The organism is Caulobacter sp. DWP3-1-3b2 (assembly GCF_049896325.1).
In the GTDB taxonomy this organism is placed as follows: domain Bacteria; phylum Pseudomonadota; class Alphaproteobacteria; order Caulobacterales; family Caulobacteraceae; genus Caulobacter.
The window spans coordinates 96,528-112,729 of the sequence record NZ_JAFCUB010000002.1 but is presented as its reverse complement, the minus strand read 5'-3'; the positions used below and the strand labels follow the sequence as shown (position 1 = coordinate 112,729).

Sequence of the window (16,202 nt, the reverse complement as noted above, 5' to 3'; positions counted from 1 at the left end):
GAATATTGCCGCTCACCCCAAGCTTGTGCTTGCAGACTCGGGGGTGCGCGAGGCTATTAGCAGCCGATGACGACGATCACCACCACCGCCGCGCTGGCGGAGTTCTGTAATGAGTTGAAGGGCGCCCCCTTCATCGCCGTGGACACCGAGTTCATGCGCGAAACCACCTACTGGCCCAAGCTGTGCTTGATCCAGGTGGCCTCTCCGGAAACCGAGGCGTGTATCGACCCGCTGGCCGAGGGCCTTGACCTCTCGCCCTTGCTCGACATCCTGCGCGATCCCGCAGTGATGAAGGTCTTCCACGCGGCCCGCCAAGACGTCGAGATCTTCAACAATCTGGGCGCCATGCCCACGCCGCTGTTCGACACTCAGGTGGCTGGCATGGCTGCGGGCTTTGGCGAGCAGATCGCCTATGACGCCTTGGTGCGCCAGATGCTGAAGATCGAGCTCGACAAGTCCAGCCGCTTCACCGACTGGGCCCGGCGTCCACTGAGCGACGCCCAGCTGACCTATGCCGTCGCCGACGTGACGCACCTGGCCACCCTGTTCCCGATCCTGCGCGACCGCCTCGACAATGCCGGCCGCCTGGCCTGGGTTGAAGAGGAGATGAAGGCGCTGAACGATCCGGCGGCCTATGACGTCGATCCCGAAAAAGCCTGGCGTCGCCTGCGTCCGCGCAAGACCGCCCCGAAATATCTCGCCGTGTTCAAGGCCGTCGCGGCCTGGCGCGAGCGCACCGCCCAGACCCGCGACCAGCCGCGCGGCCGCATCCTGAAGGATGAGGCCATCGACGAACTGGCCACCCAGGCCCCGACCTCGCTGGAGGGGCTCAATACCCTGCGCAGCGTACCCAAGGGTTTTGGCGGCTCCAAATTCGGCCCCGACCTGCTGGCCGCGATCAAGGCGGCCCTGGCCGATCCCGAGGGCTACGCTCCGGTTCTCGACAAGGCCGGCCCGCCGCCGCCCGCCTCGGCCGGCGCCGTCGTCGAACTGCTGAAGGTTCTGCTGAAGGCCCGCGCCGAGGAAGCCGGCGTGGCCTCCAAGCTGATCGCCACCGTCTCGGACCTGGAAAAGATCGCCGCCGACGACGAGGCCAACACGCCGGCCCTGCAAGGCTGGCGGCTGGAGGCCTTTGGGTCCGACGCCCTGAAGATCAAACGCGGCGAACTGGCCCTGGTGCTGGACGGCGCGCGCGTGCGGGTCGTGGAAGTGCGCCGGGCGCCGAAAGCGGACCTGTAAGCCTTCGCTGAGTCGTATTTACCACAGCCCTTCACGCCGCCTTCATTGGCCCGGCGCGAGGATGCTGATGCAATGAAGATTTCTCAGATTTCGTCGGCGGGCGCGGGCCAGCCCGCCGCTATCGATTTCCCGGGCGGCGCGTGGGCGGCCGCCGCTGCGCTCAACGACACGACCGGCGCGGCCAGCCTTGATCAACGGCTGGGCGCCTATCACGCGCTGTCGAACCGCTGGGCGGCTGCGGGCCATGGCGAGCGCGCGGCCCTGGGCCAGGCTCTCACCGAGTCGCCCTTCGCCAAGACCGTGCAGTCGGCTCTCAACACTTTCACCCGCGCCGCCTGGGCCGGGTCCGGCGCCGCGCCGCCTGCGCCGCAGCGGCAGGCCAAGGCTGCGTTCGAGGGCCTGTCGGAAACCGACCAGACGATCGTCGCGTCTCTGCAGGTCGGCGTGCAAGGCTCGCCCCCGCCCGCCTCGGTGGACGACTATCGCGCGCGGCTGCAGAGCGACCTCGACGCCGCCCAGACGACCGACGCACGCCCGCAGGACACCGTCACGCTATCGGCCGAGGCCCTGGCGCGCCTGGCCGGCGGGAACGCGGCCGACCCGACTCCGGTCCCCGCAGACGCCACGCCGGAAATGGCCGTGGCGCTCGCGGCCTACGGCAAGGCCGCGCGCTAGGCGTCGATCCGCCCTGGCCGGCGAGACCCCTACAGCGCCAGGATCTTCAGCTTCATCCCCAGCAGCGTCGCCAGGGTGTTGGCCCGCTTGGCGGTCTGTTCGCCCAGCAGCAGGTCGGCATAGCCGGGCTCGGCGGCCAAGGTCAGGTCGCCCCGGTGGATCGTCAGGCGCGATCGGGCCAGCAAGGGGGCGCTGCGGCCCGACAGATCGCAGCCCAGGCGGATGGCCGCGCCCAAGGCTCTGGCGCGCTTCAGGCGAACCGGCGAAAGCAGGCGTTCCAGCACGCCTATCTCCGGCGGGTTGAAGGCCGTGGCGTGGCGGGCGAAGGCGGCGGCGGCCAGGAAGGCGCGCTCGGCGTGGGTCTGGCCGGCGATCGGCGCGCGCAGCACCTGCTCGAACACCAGGTCGGCGCGGTGGTCCGGGTGGAGGCGCGCGCCCAGGTCGGCCAGGCGGCAGGCGGATGAGATCAGAACCCGGTCGCGCACGTCGCCAAAACACGGCGGCAGCTCGGCGAGGGCGGGGGACAGCCAAGTATCCAGCGCCGCGCCCAGCTCGTCGGCCAGGCCCTGCCGAGCGCCCAGCGAAGCGCAGCCTTCGATCAGAGGGTCTAGCCGGCGCACGCCGGGCGGCATGGCCTCGAACAGCAGGCCTTCGCGTACGCCATAGGCGGAGATTTCGATGTGCTTGAAATCCAGGCTCTCGATCAGTTGCTCCAGCACCACGGCGGCATAGGGCAGGGTTTCCGAGCGCTTCTTGCTCATGCCCTCGATGCGGTCGAGCGAGCTGCGCGACTGGTGCGCGACCAGGCGGGCGGCGTCGAGCGCCTCGCTGCGGCTGATGCTGTACTGGTGGACCATGTGCAGCGGATAGTCGCTAAGCCGCATGTGCAGCAAGGCGAGGTTTCGCCAGGCGCCGCCGACCGCGTGGAAGGTGTCGGTCTTGAAGGCCTGGGCCACCGGGGCCAGGCGCTGGGCGGTCAGCTTGCGCACCCGCTCCAGGTCGAAGCCGTCGCTGAGGCCCAGGCTGAACGGGCCCAGCGGCAGGGTGACGCCCAGACCCGCGCCGGTCGGCTCCAGCCGGATCAGCTCCAGGCTGGCGCCGCCCAGGTCGCCGACCACGCCGGTGGCGTCGGGGGCGCCCGCCAGCACGCCCAGGGCGGCGTAGCGGGCCTCTTCCTCGCCCGATAGCACCCGCATGGTCAGGCCCGTCTCGGCCTGGACCAGCCCGACGAAGGCCGCGCCGTCCTTGGCCTCGCGCACGGCGGCGGTGGCGACGACGAAGGTCTCGGCGGGCTTGACCGCTTCGAGCACGGCGCGGAAGCGCTTCAGCGCCGCGAGGGTCTGTGCCATGCCCTCGGGGTGCAGCCGGCCGCCGACGCCCAGGTCACGGCCCAGCCCCGCCAACACCTTCTCGTTGAAGACGGTCCAGATGGCGCGGCCTTCCAGTCGATACACCACCAGGCGCACCGAGTTGGACCCGATATCGATAACGGCCGCGTCGCGCGGCGCCGCAAAAGGCATGGGAGGGGTTTAGCCTATTGGACGGGGAGGGAAAGGTGGCATGGGCAAAAAGCTCGCGCCGCTCCCCAGGGGGTCGACGACTAGGACGCGGGGGGCTTGGCGGTCTTGAACGGTACCAGCGGCACGGGATCGTTTAGGGTTTTTCGGCAGGCCCGCAGGCGCCAGCCGGCCTCGCCCTTCTGGTAATAACAGGCGCCGAAGCTGGTTGGGTGACCGTTCGCCCGCCGTCCGCCCTTGGTCATGGCGTAGCCGTGGTCGGGGCTGATCAGCAGATGCTCGATCGGCTTGGCGCGGACTGGGCAGCGGCCCCAGGAGTGACCGTGGCTCAAGACCTGCCAGCCGGGCCCGTAGATCGCCCCCGACTTGAACAGGGCGCGCTCACCCGCCTTGGCCCAGGCCAGGTCATAGGCGTCGCCGACCTGGCTGTCGCCGGGCACGCCGGGCAGGGCGAAGATCGCGCAAATCCGCGCCTGCTCGGCGGGCTTGGGTCCGCAGGAGGCGAGGGTCAGGGCGGCGAGGACAACGAGAACTCGCCTCAAGAACGGCGCGGTCCGACGTGGTCGAAGGCCTGCGGCAGGTCCTTCACCTTGTGGCCGCGGCCCGACAGGCTGGGATTGGTCATGAAATACTCGTGGGCCGAGAAGGCGCCCTTGCGATCCCAGGCGGGGTCGCGGGTGTAACGTCCTTCAGCATCGAGGGTCCAGCTCTGGGCCTCGTCATTGAGGTTGGCGACCATGATCTGGTTGAGGATCTGCTGGTGCACGGTGGGGTTCTCGACCGGCACCAGGCTCTCGACCCGGCGGTCCAGGTTACGCGGCATCCAGTCGGCCGAGCTGATGAACACCCGGGTCTGCGGGCTGGGCATGGCCCCGCCATTGGCGAAGGCGACGATGCGGCTGTGCTCCAGGAAGCGGCCGACGATGCTCTTGACACGGATGTTCTCCGACAGACCCTTGATGCCCGGCCGCAGGCAGCAGATGCCGCGCACCACCAAGTCAATCTGCACCCCGGCCTGGCTGGCGCTGTAGAGGGCGTCGATGATCTGCGGATCGACCACGGCGTTCATCTTGGCCCAGATCGCCGCCGGCCTGCCTTCGCGAGCGTTGTGGGCCTCGTGGGCGATCATTCGCAGCAAATCCGGCTTCAGCGTCTCGGGCGAGAAGCTCAGCTTCTCCAGCCCGTGCGGCTGGGCGTAGCCGGTGATGAAGTTGAACAGCTTGCCGCCGTCGCGCCCCAGGGCCGGGTCGCAGGTGAACAGCGAAAGGTCGGTATAGACCCGCGCCGTCTGCGGATGGTAATTGCCGGTGCCGAAGTGGCAATAGGTGCGCAGGGCGTCGCCCTCGCGCCGCACCACCACCGACAGCTTGGCGTGGGTCTTCCAGTCGACGAAGCCGAACACCACGTGCACGCCGGCCCGCTCCAGGTCGCGCGCCCATTTCAGGTTATTCTCTTCGTCAAACCGCGCCTTGATCTCGACCAGGGCCGTGACGTTCTTGCCGTTGTCGGCCGCCTCGATCAGGGCCGCGACGATCGGACTGTCCTTGGACGTCCGGTACAGGGTTTGCTTGATGGCCAGCACGCTAGGATCGCGGGCCGCCTGGCGGATGAACTGCACCACCACGTCGAAGCTCTCGAACGGGTGGTGAACCAGGATGTCCTTCTCGCGGATCGCCGCGAAACAGTCGCCGCCATGGTCGCGCACGCGCTCGGGAAAGCGGGCGTTGTAGGGCTTGAACTTCAGGTCCGGACGGTCGGGCGGGATCAGTTCGGCCATCTGAGCCAGGCCCAGCTTGCCGTCGACCATGATCACGTCCTCGGGCGCGGCGCGCAGGCCCTCGATGATGAAGTCGCGCAAGTCTTCGGGCATGGTGGTCTGGATCTTGACCCGCACCACGCGCCCCAGCCGCCGCCTCTTCAGCCGCGCCTCGAACTCGCGCACCAGGTCCTCGGCCTCTTCCTCGATTTCCAGGTCGCTGTCGCGGATCAGGCGGAACAGGCCCCGACCCTCGACCTCGTAGCCGGGGAACAGGTGACCGAGGAACAGGATGATGAAGCTTTCCAGGGCCACGATCCGCCGCTCGCGCTTGCGGGTCTTGGTCCCGGCCGCCTGGCTCAGCTCCCAGAACCGCTGCACCTGGCTGGGCACCGGCACCAAAGCATAGAGGTGCTTGTCGTCGGCGATCCGCCGCAGCTTGAGCGCAAGGCAAAAGCCGAGGTTGGGGATGAACGGGAACGGGTGGGCCGGGTCGATGGCCAGGGGCGTCAGCACCGGGAACATCCGCGACAGGAACAGCTCCTCGGCCCGCTCGCGGTCGGCGTCCTCGATGTCCTTGGCGTCCAGCAGCTTGAGACCCTCGTCCCACAGCTGGATGCGCAGGTCGCGCCAGATCCGCTGGTGCTCGGCCATCAGCTCGGCGGCTGCGGTGTTGATCCGCGTCAGCTGCTCGCCCGGCGTCAGCCCGTCCTGGCTGACCACCCGCACGCCCTCGCGCACCTGGCCCTTCAGGCCGGCCACCCGGACCATGTAGAACTCGTCCAGGTTATTGGCCGAGATCGACAGGAATCGCAGCCGCTCCAGCAGCGGATGGCGGCGATTGGCGCTCTCCTCCAGCACCCGCTCATTAAAGGCTAGCCACGAGGTCTCGCGGTTGAAGAACCGCTCGGGCGAGGCCAGCAGATCCTCGTCCAGCCGCAACCCCGCGAGGTCCGGCGCGGCCGGGGTCGGCGCGGCGGGCAGGTCGAGGGCGACGGCGTCGGTCATGGGGGGCTCCGGTTACTGTGTACAGAGTGACCGAGGGTAGTGACAGGAGCAAGACATTGGCGACGGTGGCTCACCCGCTTGCCCCCTACGGACCGCTTCGCGGTCGTCTTCCCCCATAGGGGGAAGAGCTCAGTCGCCGGCGCCGTACTTAAGGCTCCGCCCCCTATGGGGGCGGACAGACCGCGAAGCGGTCAGGTGGGGGCAAGTGAGTGAGCCTCAGTCCTCGTCGCCCGGAACATCCCCAAAATCCAGCACCGCCAGCGCCAGCGCCTTGTTCACCTCACGCCCCTGATCACTGGCCGCCTCGTCCAACGCCGCCACCGCCGCCAGGGCCGCCGGCGCGGAGCGGGGCAGTCTCGCCATCAGATACGGATAAAGATCCGCCGCCGGCCGGATGCCCGCCGCCTCGAAACCGCGCCGCAGCACCGCCGCCAGCACCAGGTCGTCGGGTTCCTCGATCCGGGCCACGCTCAGCGCGTTGAGCCGCGAGCGCAGGTCGGGCACGCCCGCCTCCCAGGCCACGGGCGCCAGGCGGCCGGTCAGGAGCAAGCTGCCGCCATCGACCCCGGCCATGTTGATCAGGTGGAACAGGGTCTCGTCGTCGACCAGGTCGCCGTCCGCCCGGCGATCGACGTCCTCGACCAGCAAGGGCCGGCCGCGCAGGGCCGCCAGGTCGAGCGGCGCATGCCCGCCAGTGGATTTTGGGGAGGCCGCCGCGATCACCACGGCCCCGCAGCGCCGCGCCCAGTCGCGCGCCAGGTGCGTCTTGCCCGTCCCCGCCGGCCCCACCAGGGCCAGCCGCCCCTCGGGCCAGCCCGGCCAGCCGTCCAGCGCCGCCAGGGCCTGGCCACTGGTCGGCGACGCCGCGAACGACTCCCGGTCCCAGGCGGGCGGCGTGGTCAGCGGCAGTCGCAACTGTCGGGGCAAGGCGGCGTCCGGTTGGGGTTACTCTGGTGGCGGACATATAGGGCGCGTTGCCGGGGAGGGCGAGGTGGGAGGGTGGTTTGGCTGGGGATGAGGGGCGGGGAGGTGTGGATGGAGTGTTCAAACAAAAACGCGCCTGCAATTGCAGGCGCTTAGTGATCTACCACGACAAACTGTTAGCGCTTCGGTGAGCCGTTAGCGCGTGCTTGCGAAAGCTGAGTTTGACTGGTTGTCCAATTTTCACGGACCCGGTCAAGGAGAAACAGGGACACACACCCTTTCCCCCAACGTCCGTCATTCCCGCCCGAGAGTCAGCCGAGACGGATAGCGGTCCCCCTAGAAACCCGCCAACGGCCTTGCGCCGTTGGCCTCCGTCGTCCTGAGCCCACTGGAGAAGCGTCTCGAACTCGCTGCGTAGCTCGGCGAAGATCTCGCCGCGATTGGGTCCGGGCGTGAGGATAATCTCCTTGATCACCGCCCGCAACGCCTGGGCCGCTTCGTTGCGCTCCTCGGGCTGGCTGAGCGCTTCGCTGAGCCGTTCGACCTTGCGCCGGTATAGCTCGGCCATGTTGGGGTGAAGATCGGGCACGTCGGCGACGGGTTCGGCGAGCTTGGCCTCCAACCCTTCGACCTCAGCCTCCAGCCCCTTCAGCCGCTCCATGAGCGGGCGGGTATAGCCGCCGTCCTCAATGGCGCTGACGATGCCGGCGATGGACTTGCGGGCCTTCTCCAAGCGTAGCACGTCACCCCCGCGCGTGGCGCGGCGCTGATGGTTGAGGCGATTGCTCTCCTCGATGAACGACCGCATAGCCTGGGCGATGGCGTCGGGCGTGACCAGACGCTCCTTTAGCCCTTTGAGAACCCGCTCCTCAAGACGGTCGCGGACGATGGTGCGGCCATTGGCGCAACCATTGCCAAGGGCGTTGTTGGAACAGCCGAACCGATTGCCCGATCGCTTGGCGACCGTCCCACCGCAGACACCACAGACGATCAACCCTGACAGCAGGGTCTTGGGCCGCCGCATGGCCGTTAGGGCCGAGCGGTGCTTGGCCATGTTCTCCTCGTAGACGTGGACAAGGCTGGACTGCTTGGCCCGCGCGGCGGCCCACAGCTCATCGCTGACGATCTGGAGGTGCGGCGCCATGACGTGAACCCACTCGCTCTCAGGGTTGAACCGCAGGGTGATCCGGCCGGTGTCGGGGTGTTTCATCCGGCGACGCCGGTTCCAGATCATCTCGCCGACATAGAACTCGTTGTTGATGATCCCGGAGCCCAAGGCCCGGTTGCCCCGGATCGAGGTGTCGCTCCACCGGCCGCCCCACGGCGCGGGCACGCCCTCCGCGTTCAACTCGATGGCAATACGGCGCGGGCTCTTGCCGGTGGCGTAGTCGCGGAAGATACGCCGAATGACCTGCGCCTCATCGGCGATGATCTCACGCTCGCCGGTTGAGACCCGGCCCGCCTCGTCGATGGTGCGGATGACCTTGTAGCCATAGGCGTTGCCGCAACCGACCTTGCCCGCCTCAACGCGCCCCCGGATACCCCGATGGGTCTTGGCGGCGAGATCCTTGAGGAACAGCGCGTTCATCGTGCCCTTGAGGCCGACATGCAATTCGCTGATCTCGCCCTCTGACAGGGTGACGATCGGCACACCCGCGAACCGCAGACGCTTGAAAGCGGCGGCGATGTCCTCCTGATCCCGACTGAGCCGGTCCAAGGCCTCGGCGACCACCACGTCGAACTTGCCGGCCAGAGCATCGCGGAGCAGCGCCTGAAAGCCGGGACGGAAGATCACCGTCGAGCCGGAAATTCCCGCGTCCGAATAGGTCTCGACCACCGGCCAGCCCTGCTTGTCGGCGTGCATCCGGCAGATACGGAACTGATCGTCTATCGAGTGCGGCGACTGCTTGTCGTCGGAGTAGCGGGCATAGAGCGCGACGCGGGACATGATCGAACCTCCAGGCTCTCAGGAATCGCCGTCACCGGCTGGGGCGTTGGCGGCCTCTTGAGCCGCAAGGAATTGCTCGCGAGCCATCTGCCGTCCCAGCAATCGCGCCAGGGTCATGACCACGGCGTCGAACTCGGGAGGGGTGGAAGGCTCATCGTTGGCGGGAATGATCGTCCCTGACGAGGGACGTGGGGCGTCGTCCATGCGGGGCTCCTTGGGGGCAGGAGCCAGAAGCGTTGGGCGCGTCTTGGTATCGGTCAACGCAAGGTCATCAGCCGAAACAAGGGCTTGGATCGAACTGCGGGATACGCCGGGAGGCCCGCCGGATACTGGCGGCGCCTTTGGAAACCGAAAGAGTAAATCGAGATTTTTTCCCACCAGCCCCTCAAGACGCGCCAAACCGGCAACAAACCCGGTGGCGACGCGCAGCATTCTGGGGTTCGCCCCCCAAATCACTGCGGCTCAACCCGCAACGATCCGCTGGGCGCGTAAGCCGCGCCACAGCCGGGACAGTAAGAGCGGGACAGGAACGTCCAAGCCTGTCGCACGAATGGCCAAGCGTCGCCGCGCTCGAAGTCAAGGATGCGATAGGCAATGGCAAGCTGAGCCGAAACGTCCTGAATGGTCTGGGGCGTGAGCTTGCCAAGGGGCTTCAGCGCCTCCTCGCGTACATCGCCAAGACGGCGACATTCGGCGTCGGTGGCGTCCATTTCCGGCCCCATGGGCAAAGCGCTGATCTGAGCGTCGGTTAGCCTGAAGTAGTCGAACTGGCGGACCGCCAAGGTCTCAAGCTGCGACCAGCGCGAAGCGAGGCGATCAATCTCTAGGTCCAACGCGATCCAGTTGGCGCACTGCGCGGGAATCTCGGCCGCCCCTACGGGCGCCAATCCCCGCGCAGGCCCCGCCAACGGCAACGCAGCGGTTGCGCCGATCACGGCGCGACGTGAGATGGCAGGCAGGCGCGTGCTGTCGCCCGCCTTTTGGCGCTGGCCCATAGCGTTGGTCCTGATTCAGAGGTTATGATTTTTCTATCAAATAACGCGTTTCAAATCAATAGAAAATCATCAAACGAGGTGAAAATTGTCATTCCAGCTTACGACGGCGCAAATTCGGGCAGCTCGGGCCCTCCTTGATTGGAGTCAGCCTAAACTGGCCGAGGCCTCGAAGCTGTCATTGCCCACGATCAGTAGAATGGAGGGGCCGCTCGGTCCCAGCCGCAGCACCCCGGCGAATGTTGAGGCGGTCCGTAGGGCATTCGAAGATGCTGGCGTCGTGTTCCTCGGCGCGGATGAACCAACGTCGGGTGGTGGCCTGGGCGTCCGCTTGAAGGCTTAGCTCTGCGGTTAAGCCGCAGGCGCGGAACGCGCCTGATCCGGCTTAAACCGCATGCCGAGCCCAAGCCGGGCGGAGAGCGGCCGGTCAAGGGTGCGCGAAGCGCATCGCCGCAGGCGGCGGCGAAGCCGCCCTTGAGGGGGCGATCTCCGCCCGGCACTTCCTCCGCCTAATGACCGGTGAGCCGACATTCCGAAGGGCGGCTGAGGGGTGGGCAACGGACTGATGCGCCAAATGTCGATAGACCGCTAACGTCGCCCTTATTTCGACACAGCCGACCACAAGCCTAGGTTGGGCTAGGAAGTTGGGTTGGCATGTCTGCAGTTCAGCGGCGGCGAACCCGCCAATCTCTGGTGGTTGGGCTTTCCCTTCTACTCCACCTCGCCGTTTTCGGATGGCTAGCCGATTCCGCGTCACCCAATTTTTTTGGAAACGAGCCAGTACCTGTGACCATGTCGGTCGATTTAGTTCGGCCAAGGCGCTTTGACGTGACGCCAGCCAACACGCCAGAGCGGAGAGCGCTGGCTAGAGATGAGATGCCCACCCTCGAACAATCAGCGTCAGACGGAGGGGTTCAGTTTGCCCCGCCCTCACCCTCGGCGGTCACCACCCTTGGTGGTTCTCCCGGCTCAACAGCGGCCAACGCCCCTTCGTCGAGCAAACTACAGGCCGCGCTCCACACGAGCACAAGCTGCACCAATGCAGGGGCGCGTCTGTCGCGGGATGAACGTGATAAGTGCTTGGAAAAGCTCGGACGTTTGAGCGCATCCGCTCCAAGCTACGATGCGCCGATCGATCCGGCAAAGCGGGCCTATTTCGATGAAGTCGCTGCCGCAGGACCGTCTGGTTCGGTCGTGAGGGATGCAGCCCCAGGTGCAATGACACCGGGCAGCGCAAGCGTATCGTTTTTCAAGTGTTCGGTGCCTTTCGGTATCGGCCGAAAGCCGAAGGACCGGGAGGGCACAGTTCGGCTCGGAAAATCACCTTGCGCCATTCCACTACAGGGCAGCTTCTTTACGCCCGAAGCCAGTGTCCGAAAGCGGTAGCCCGTACCGCGATGAACGTCCGACTAGTTGGTGAGCAGAAATCTCCACCGGGCCACCTTTCGGACATCAAAGACCTCCAGCTTCACCTTGAGATGCAGGAGGGGTTATGCGCAGGACCTTAGCGACTTGCTTGTCGATCGTTCTTGCGGTGCTGGCGTCAGCGGCGGTCGCCAATCCCTTAGCGGTCGTGTCAGAAGCCTCCATTAGTGAGCAGAACGCGACGAGACTCATCGTCCACTCCGACCGGTTGGGCCGCAACTATGAGGTCAGCGTTCAGCTTCCCGATGCCAAAGTCTTTCTGGCCGGCCAGAAATTGGCAGCGATTTATGTGCTGGACGGGGGCTACGAACTAGCCGGATCAAACAGCGTCTTCCTCAGCGGGCGCGCCATGATGGCGCCCGCGATCGTCGTCAGCCTTCGCCTCGCCTCCGGCCAGCCGGCTTCCCGAAACAACGACTTTACCCACCACCCCTTCACCGTGGACGGGAAAACCCTGGGCGGCGGTGGCGCGGCCTTCGAGGCGTTCCTCCTTCAGGACTTGAAGCCGTTTATCGAAGCGAGGTACCCGGCCGATCCGGCAAGTTCTGTGCTCTTCGGCCATTCGCTCGGCGGTGTATTCGCCGCCAACGTCTTCGCGGACAATCCCGACGCCTTCGCTGGCTACATCATCGGCAGCGTTGTGGTCCCGCGCGATCCCGGTCTGGTGGATCGGGTCGCCACGGCGACGTCCAGAGCGCATGGCCCGAGGGTCTTCCTGGCGGTCGGCGGCGCCGAGGACTCCACGGTCGCAGAGAAGCGCTTGATGGGGCAGGGCTTCACCGCGTTGACCGCAGCGTTCAAGGCGAAGCCGGGCATTGCACTGCAGGCCAAATCCTATCCTGGTGAGAACCACCTCTCCTACTACCCGAACCTAATGCTCGACGGGTTCCGCTTCGTGTTGCCGCCCACCGTGCCGATCGACTTGCCGTACGCGGCACTGTCCCCGGAGACGCTGGCCCGGTACACCGGCCTCTACGCGCTGCCGGATGGACGAAGCCTGACCATCAAGCCGGCGTTCAATAATCTCTTGTCGGCCCAGGTCGATGACCAGCCCGCCATATATTGGCTGCCGAATGGCACAGACCGATTCTATGCCTATACGGCCGACCTCGACGTCACCTTCGACCAGCAGGGGTTGACGCTAACGGGACGCGGCGCGAAGGCCCGCGCGGAGCGTAGACCGAACCCGTAGGCCATTTGCGCGGCCACAAAAGCAGACGTTTGAGGCGTCTTAGATGGGTCGGGTCCGGAAATCAGCCCTGCGCCTGTGACCGGACATCGGGCACAATGCCGGAAGGTTGGATAAGGCGATGGTCTATGCGTAGAGAAACCCGCCGTTTCTTTCCTATAGCCTGTCTTTCTACGACGGTGCTTCGCCGCCCCTTGAAGCCGTGAGCGTTGGGCCGACCATGGCGGTGCCATGCCCCCATCCGCTCCATCGCCGCCGACCGAAGTTCAACTGATTTGGCTCAAGGGTCAGTTTCAGCGCTGGATACGTTTCGGCCGTACCGTCGATGAACGCCTGATCGACCGCCGCCGCCGCGTCGTCTCCTTCGCCCCTGGTGCGGTGTTCGCCGTCGTCCACTGGGAAGCCGGCCAGTACGGCACGACCCTATCGCGGCTCTGGGTCCTGCGGGCCGTGGCGACCGGCGAGCCCTTCGCCCCGGTTCCTTTCGTCACCCCCGGCGCCGAGATCCTGCTGGACCTGAAGACCTGGGTGAAGGTCCATGCCGCCCTGGCCGTGATCGACGCCATCGAAGCCCAGGGCCTGCGTCCCGAACGCGTCGCCCCTGATCACTGGCGCCATGTCGGCGGGCGCATCGCCGTGGCGCAAACCCCATCGCCCTACACCCGCGTCCGTCATCGCGCTTGGCTGATGCGCAAGCGCCTGGGACTGACCGACGACAACGACCTCCTGGCGGGCGCCGGAGATCCCCGATGAAAGTCGAGACCAAGGTCTATCTACCGCCAGACCTCGCCAAGGAGCTGGACAAGACGGCCGCCCGCATGCGGCGGCCAAAGTCGGAGATCGTCCGCGCGGCGGTGGCCTCGTTCCTGTCGCCGGACGGCGCCGAACGCACCGAGGCGGCGCTGCTGCGGCGACTGGACCGGATGAACCGGCATATCGAGCGCGTCGAACGCGAGGCCCAGGTCAGCAACGAGGCCTTGGCAATCTTCATCCGCACCTGGCTGGGGACGACGCCGATCGTCACGTCAGGCGATCAAGCCGCCGTGCAGGCGCTGGGGCAAAAGCGCTACGCTAGCTTCCTTGAGGCGCTGGGACGGCGGCTTTCCAGCGGCGCGTCGCTGGCCGATCAGGCTTTCGAGTCCAATGGCGGCCAGTTCGACGAGGACGGCGCGCCCAAGGCCTGACAGGCCCCCGCTTAGATGCCAAGGCCTTGGCTTCGCCCAAGCTGCCAAGTCACGCCGCCGCCGGGTTCCATGATCCCGGCGATCTGCTGACCTCGATGCGGCTCAAGCGCCGGTCGCCACGGCACGAGGCTGAAGTCATAACTCCCCTCGATCACCGCGAACTTGCCGGACGCCAATTGAACGCTGTCTGCAAGCCGGCCCTTCACCGTCTCGCCGGCCTCTGGGACGTGGAACGGCAGGTTCTTCTCCCTGGCCAAGGCCGCCCCGACCTTGGCGACCTCCTGGCGCTCCAGGGTACGCAGAAGGTCCGGCTTGGCCCGCCACCCGCCGTCCCGGGTGTGGCTGGCGTGACCCTGGCGGACGAGTATGTCGCGGCGACGCTCCAGCGCTCGCCCGACCTCGCCGCCGAACCCGTTCGGTGCGGCCTCGGGCGGGGTCTTGCCGACCAACTGGCGATCCAGCCAGGTTGCGCCGTCGCTGCTGACTTGGCGGTCCAGGTCGAAGGCCGACAGCAACCGCACTTGGGCGCGGCGGCCCTGTGCGGCCTCGAAGGCTTCGGCGCGGGCCAGGAAGTCGTCGGGGACGCTCCAATGGTCGGCGTCCAGGCGCTCGACGACCTCGGCCCGCCGTAAGGCTTCCAACCGGCGCACATGGGACTCGACGAGATCGTCGGCGTTGGCGCCGGGTGGGAGTCGCATCTCGCCGCTCTCCAGGCGCTGGCGGTGGTCGCTAGGCCGATAGACGCCATCCTCGGCGAGGCTGGCGATGGCGCGGTCGGCTGGTCGGCTGGCCGGCCGCGCGCCGGTCTCGACGATGGAGCCAATGGGGATGGTGGTCGCCGCGTCGCCATCGACCTCGACGTGACGGACCCGGCCGTCGAGACCATCAACGATCAGGCCCATGCGGTCGTCCAGTTCATCGACCAGACGCTTGTCGATGACGCGGCCAACCTTGGGTGTCGAGCCTTCGCCATCGGTGTCGATGACCAAGGCCTCGGCCGGGCGCGATTGCCCCCGGCGGCTGAGCGCCCGGCTCATGGCCTTGATGATGTCGCCGCGCTCGCCCAGCGCCTGCAAGGTCGGCTCGATATCGTTGGACAGGGTCCAGACGCCGGGCGCGGTCTGCTCGGCCAAGCCCATGCCTTCCAGGGTCTTCAGCCGGCCAAGCCGTAAGGTGGCGTCGGCCTCGGCGCGGACCTGTCCCGAGGCCGGGCGAAGGTCGAGGGATCGGCTGGCGTCGAGATCCTGGATCATCGCCCGATCTATGCGGGTCAGGCGCTCGGCGGCGATCTCGGCCTGGAGTTGGCGCCTGACCTCAAGCTCGGTCTCTTGGCCTAGCTCCAGGGTGGCCAGGTTCTCGGCGCGGTGGCGAAGGCCGGCGGTGATGTAGTCCTGGGCGATGATCAGGTCCTTGCCCCGATCATCGACACCCCGGATGACGATATGGGTGTGCGGGTGAGCGGTGTTGAAGTGATCGACGGCGACCCAGTCCAGGCGCGTGCCCAGGTCGATCTCCATCTGGTCCATCAGCTCGCGGGTATAGGCCCGCAGGTCCGACAGCTCCGCGCCGTCCTCCGGAGCCACGATGAACCGGAACTGGCGACGGTCGCCGGCCCCGCGCTCGATGAAGGCGGCGCCATCGACATTGTCGGAGTCCGCGCCATAGAGTCTGGCCGGCTCGCCGTCACGGCTGACGCCGTCGCGGACGAGGTAGCGAAGGTGCGCGCCAGCCGCCTTGCTGCCGGCCTTCAAGCCGACGATGCGGCCCTTCACCACCACGCGGCGCGAGCGATAGCCGCTGGCATGGCGTTGGGCGGCCTGACGCTTGAGGCCGTTGGCGGCGTCCTGGCCTCGGCCGATCCGCGAGCAGCGGCCGGGGGTGTTCGGCGCCCTGGTCTTGCCGCCGGTCCGCGTCGGTCCGCGTTGTCCGCTGCCCCCACGCTTGGCGACGACGCGGCTTAGACGGCCTGCGCGGCCCACCGTTTGCCGGCCGTCGTTGCGGATGCGGCCGGGGCGCATCTCGAAATCCAGCAGGTGGTCGTCCATGGCCAAACCATGCGCCTGCTTGGCCGGGATTCAATGGCGAACGAATTTAGGGAGGGTCGTCGCGTTGAAAAAGAAACTCTCGGCGGTTTCGCCAAGACCACGCCCCAGGGGGTGTCCCCGGAAAATCCAGTGTGCAGACAATCGCATCGCGCCCACATGGGCCGGATGCTTCAATCTTGCCGTCAAGAAATTGGCTGGTTGGCTGGTTCGCGGCCGCTCTACCGAACACACGCCAGCGTCGTAAATGTGGATACTGCGTAGCTTGGCTTGCAAAGCTCCGAAATTGAGACAATCTCGATG

The 16,202-nt window shown here is 66.9% G+C and carries 13 protein-coding genes; 5 read left to right on the top strand and 8 right to left on the bottom strand.

Annotated features, from left to right (window positions below; translation table 11 throughout):
* The first annotated feature begins 66 nt into the window (after window positions 1-66).
* Entirely contained in the window at window positions 67-1,239 is a 1,173-nt protein-coding gene (gene rnd, locus ACP7AG_RS01935) for a ribonuclease D (protein WP_426011425.1), read from the top strand.
* A 72-nt stretch (window positions 1,240-1,311) separates the two neighbouring features.
* On the top strand, window positions 1,312-1,914 hold the full coding sequence (locus tag ACP7AG_RS01930; RefSeq protein WP_426029604.1) for a hypothetical protein: 603 nt from the start codon (window positions 1,312-1,314) through the stop codon (window positions 1,912-1,914).
* A 29-nt stretch (window positions 1,915-1,943) separates the two neighbouring features.
* On the opposite strand, the gene ACP7AG_RS01925 is transcribed toward ACP7AG_RS01930, so the two are convergent.
* The 7 genes from ACP7AG_RS01925 to ACP7AG_RS01895 form a co-directional block, all read right to left on the bottom strand.
* Complete coding sequence (locus tag ACP7AG_RS01925) at window positions 1,944-3,434, bottom strand: Ppx/GppA family phosphatase (protein ID WP_426029603.1); 1,491 nt, start codon at window positions 3,432-3,434, stop codon at window positions 1,944-1,946.
* An 80-nt stretch (window positions 3,435-3,514) separates the two neighbouring features.
* On the bottom strand, window positions 3,515-3,973 hold the full coding sequence (locus ACP7AG_RS01920) for a hypothetical protein (protein ID WP_426011428.1): 459 nt from the start codon (window positions 3,971-3,973) through the stop codon (window positions 3,515-3,517).
* A complete protein-coding gene (locus tag ACP7AG_RS01915) occupies window positions 3,970-6,195 on the bottom strand; it encodes an RNA degradosome polyphosphate kinase (protein ID WP_426029602.1) in 2,226 nt (741 codons plus the stop codon). Before ACP7AG_RS01915 ends, ACP7AG_RS01920 begins: the two co-directional genes overlap by 4 nt.
* Window positions 6,196-6,411: 216 nt before the next feature.
* Window positions 6,412-7,122, bottom strand: coding sequence for a chromosomal replication initiator DnaA (locus tag ACP7AG_RS01910; RefSeq protein ID WP_426029601.1), 711 nt, complete (start codon window positions 7,120-7,122; stop codon window positions 6,412-6,414).
* Window positions 7,123-7,279: 157 nt separating this feature from the next.
* A complete protein-coding gene (locus ACP7AG_RS01905) occupies window positions 7,280-9,067 on the bottom strand; it encodes a recombinase family protein (RefSeq protein WP_426029600.1) in 1,788 nt (595 codons plus the stop codon).
* A gap of 18 nt (window positions 9,068-9,085) precedes the next feature.
* Window positions 9,086-9,271 (bottom strand): hypothetical protein, encoded by a 186-nt coding sequence (locus tag ACP7AG_RS01900; protein WP_426029599.1) that lies wholly within the window; start codon window positions 9,269-9,271, stop codon window positions 9,086-9,088.
* A 248-nt stretch (window positions 9,272-9,519) separates the two neighbouring features.
* Window positions 9,520-10,062 (bottom strand): hypothetical protein, encoded by a 543-nt coding sequence (locus ACP7AG_RS01895; RefSeq protein WP_426029598.1) that lies wholly within the window; start codon window positions 10,060-10,062, stop codon window positions 9,520-9,522.
* A gap of 1,513 nt (window positions 10,063-11,575) precedes the next feature.
* On the opposite strand from ACP7AG_RS01895, the gene ACP7AG_RS01890 reads away from it, so the two are divergent.
* From ACP7AG_RS01890 to ACP7AG_RS01880, 3 genes are all read left to right on the top strand, one after another.
* Window positions 11,576-12,676 (top strand): alpha/beta hydrolase, encoded by a 1,101-nt coding sequence (locus ACP7AG_RS01890; RefSeq protein ID WP_426029597.1) that lies wholly within the window; start codon window positions 11,576-11,578, stop codon window positions 12,674-12,676.
* A gap of 228 nt (window positions 12,677-12,904) precedes the next feature.
* A complete protein-coding gene (locus tag ACP7AG_RS01885) occupies window positions 12,905-13,426 on the top strand; it encodes a DUF2840 domain-containing protein (protein WP_426029596.1) in 522 nt (173 codons plus the stop codon).
* Window positions 13,423-13,857 (top strand): ribbon-helix-helix protein, CopG family, encoded by a 435-nt coding sequence (locus ACP7AG_RS01880; protein WP_426029595.1) that lies wholly within the window; start codon window positions 13,423-13,425, stop codon window positions 13,855-13,857. Before ACP7AG_RS01885 ends, ACP7AG_RS01880 begins: the two co-directional genes overlap by 4 nt.
* An 11-nt stretch (window positions 13,858-13,868) precedes the next feature.
* Here ACP7AG_RS01880 and ACP7AG_RS01875 read toward each other — a convergent pair whose 3' ends face one another.
* Entirely contained in the window at window positions 13,869-15,902 is a 2,034-nt protein-coding gene (locus ACP7AG_RS01875) for a DUF3363 domain-containing protein (RefSeq protein WP_426029594.1), read from the bottom strand.
* Between the last annotated feature and the right edge of the window lie 300 nt (window positions 15,903-16,202).

Excerpts from the sequence above, each read along its gene's own strand:
- rnd (WP_426011425.1), top strand. The coding sequence starts at position 67 with ATGACGACGATCACCACCACCGCCGCGCTGGCGGAGTTCTGTAATGAG.
- ACP7AG_RS01930 (WP_426029604.1), top strand. The coding sequence starts at position 1,312 with ATGAAGATTTCTCAGATTTCGTCGGCGGGCGCGGGCCAGCCCGCCGCT.
- ACP7AG_RS01925 (WP_426029603.1), bottom strand. The coding sequence starts at position 3,434 with ATGCCTTTTGCGGCGCCGCGCGACGCGGCCGTTATCGATATCGGGTCC.
- ACP7AG_RS01915 (WP_426029602.1), bottom strand. The coding sequence starts at position 6,195 with ATGACCGACGCCGTCGCCCTCGACCTGCCCGCCGCGCCGACCCCGGCC.
- ACP7AG_RS01905 (WP_426029600.1), bottom strand. The coding sequence starts at position 9,067 with ATGTCCCGCGTCGCGCTCTATGCCCGCTACTCCGACGACAAGCAGTCG.
- ACP7AG_RS01900 (WP_426029599.1), bottom strand. The coding sequence starts at position 9,271 with ATGGACGACGCCCCACGTCCCTCGTCAGGGACGATCATTCCCGCCAAC.
- ACP7AG_RS01895 (WP_426029598.1), bottom strand. The coding sequence starts at position 10,062 with ATGGGCCAGCGCCAAAAGGCGGGCGACAGCACGCGCCTGCCTGCCATC.
- ACP7AG_RS01885 (WP_426029596.1), top strand. The coding sequence starts at position 12,905 with ATGCCCCCATCCGCTCCATCGCCGCCGACCGAAGTTCAACTGATTTGG.
- ACP7AG_RS01880 (WP_426029595.1), top strand. The coding sequence starts at position 13,423 with ATGAAAGTCGAGACCAAGGTCTATCTACCGCCAGACCTCGCCAAGGAG.
- ACP7AG_RS01875 (WP_426029594.1), bottom strand. The coding sequence starts at position 15,902 with ATGGACGACCACCTGCTGGATTTCGAGATGCGCCCCGGCCGCATCCGC.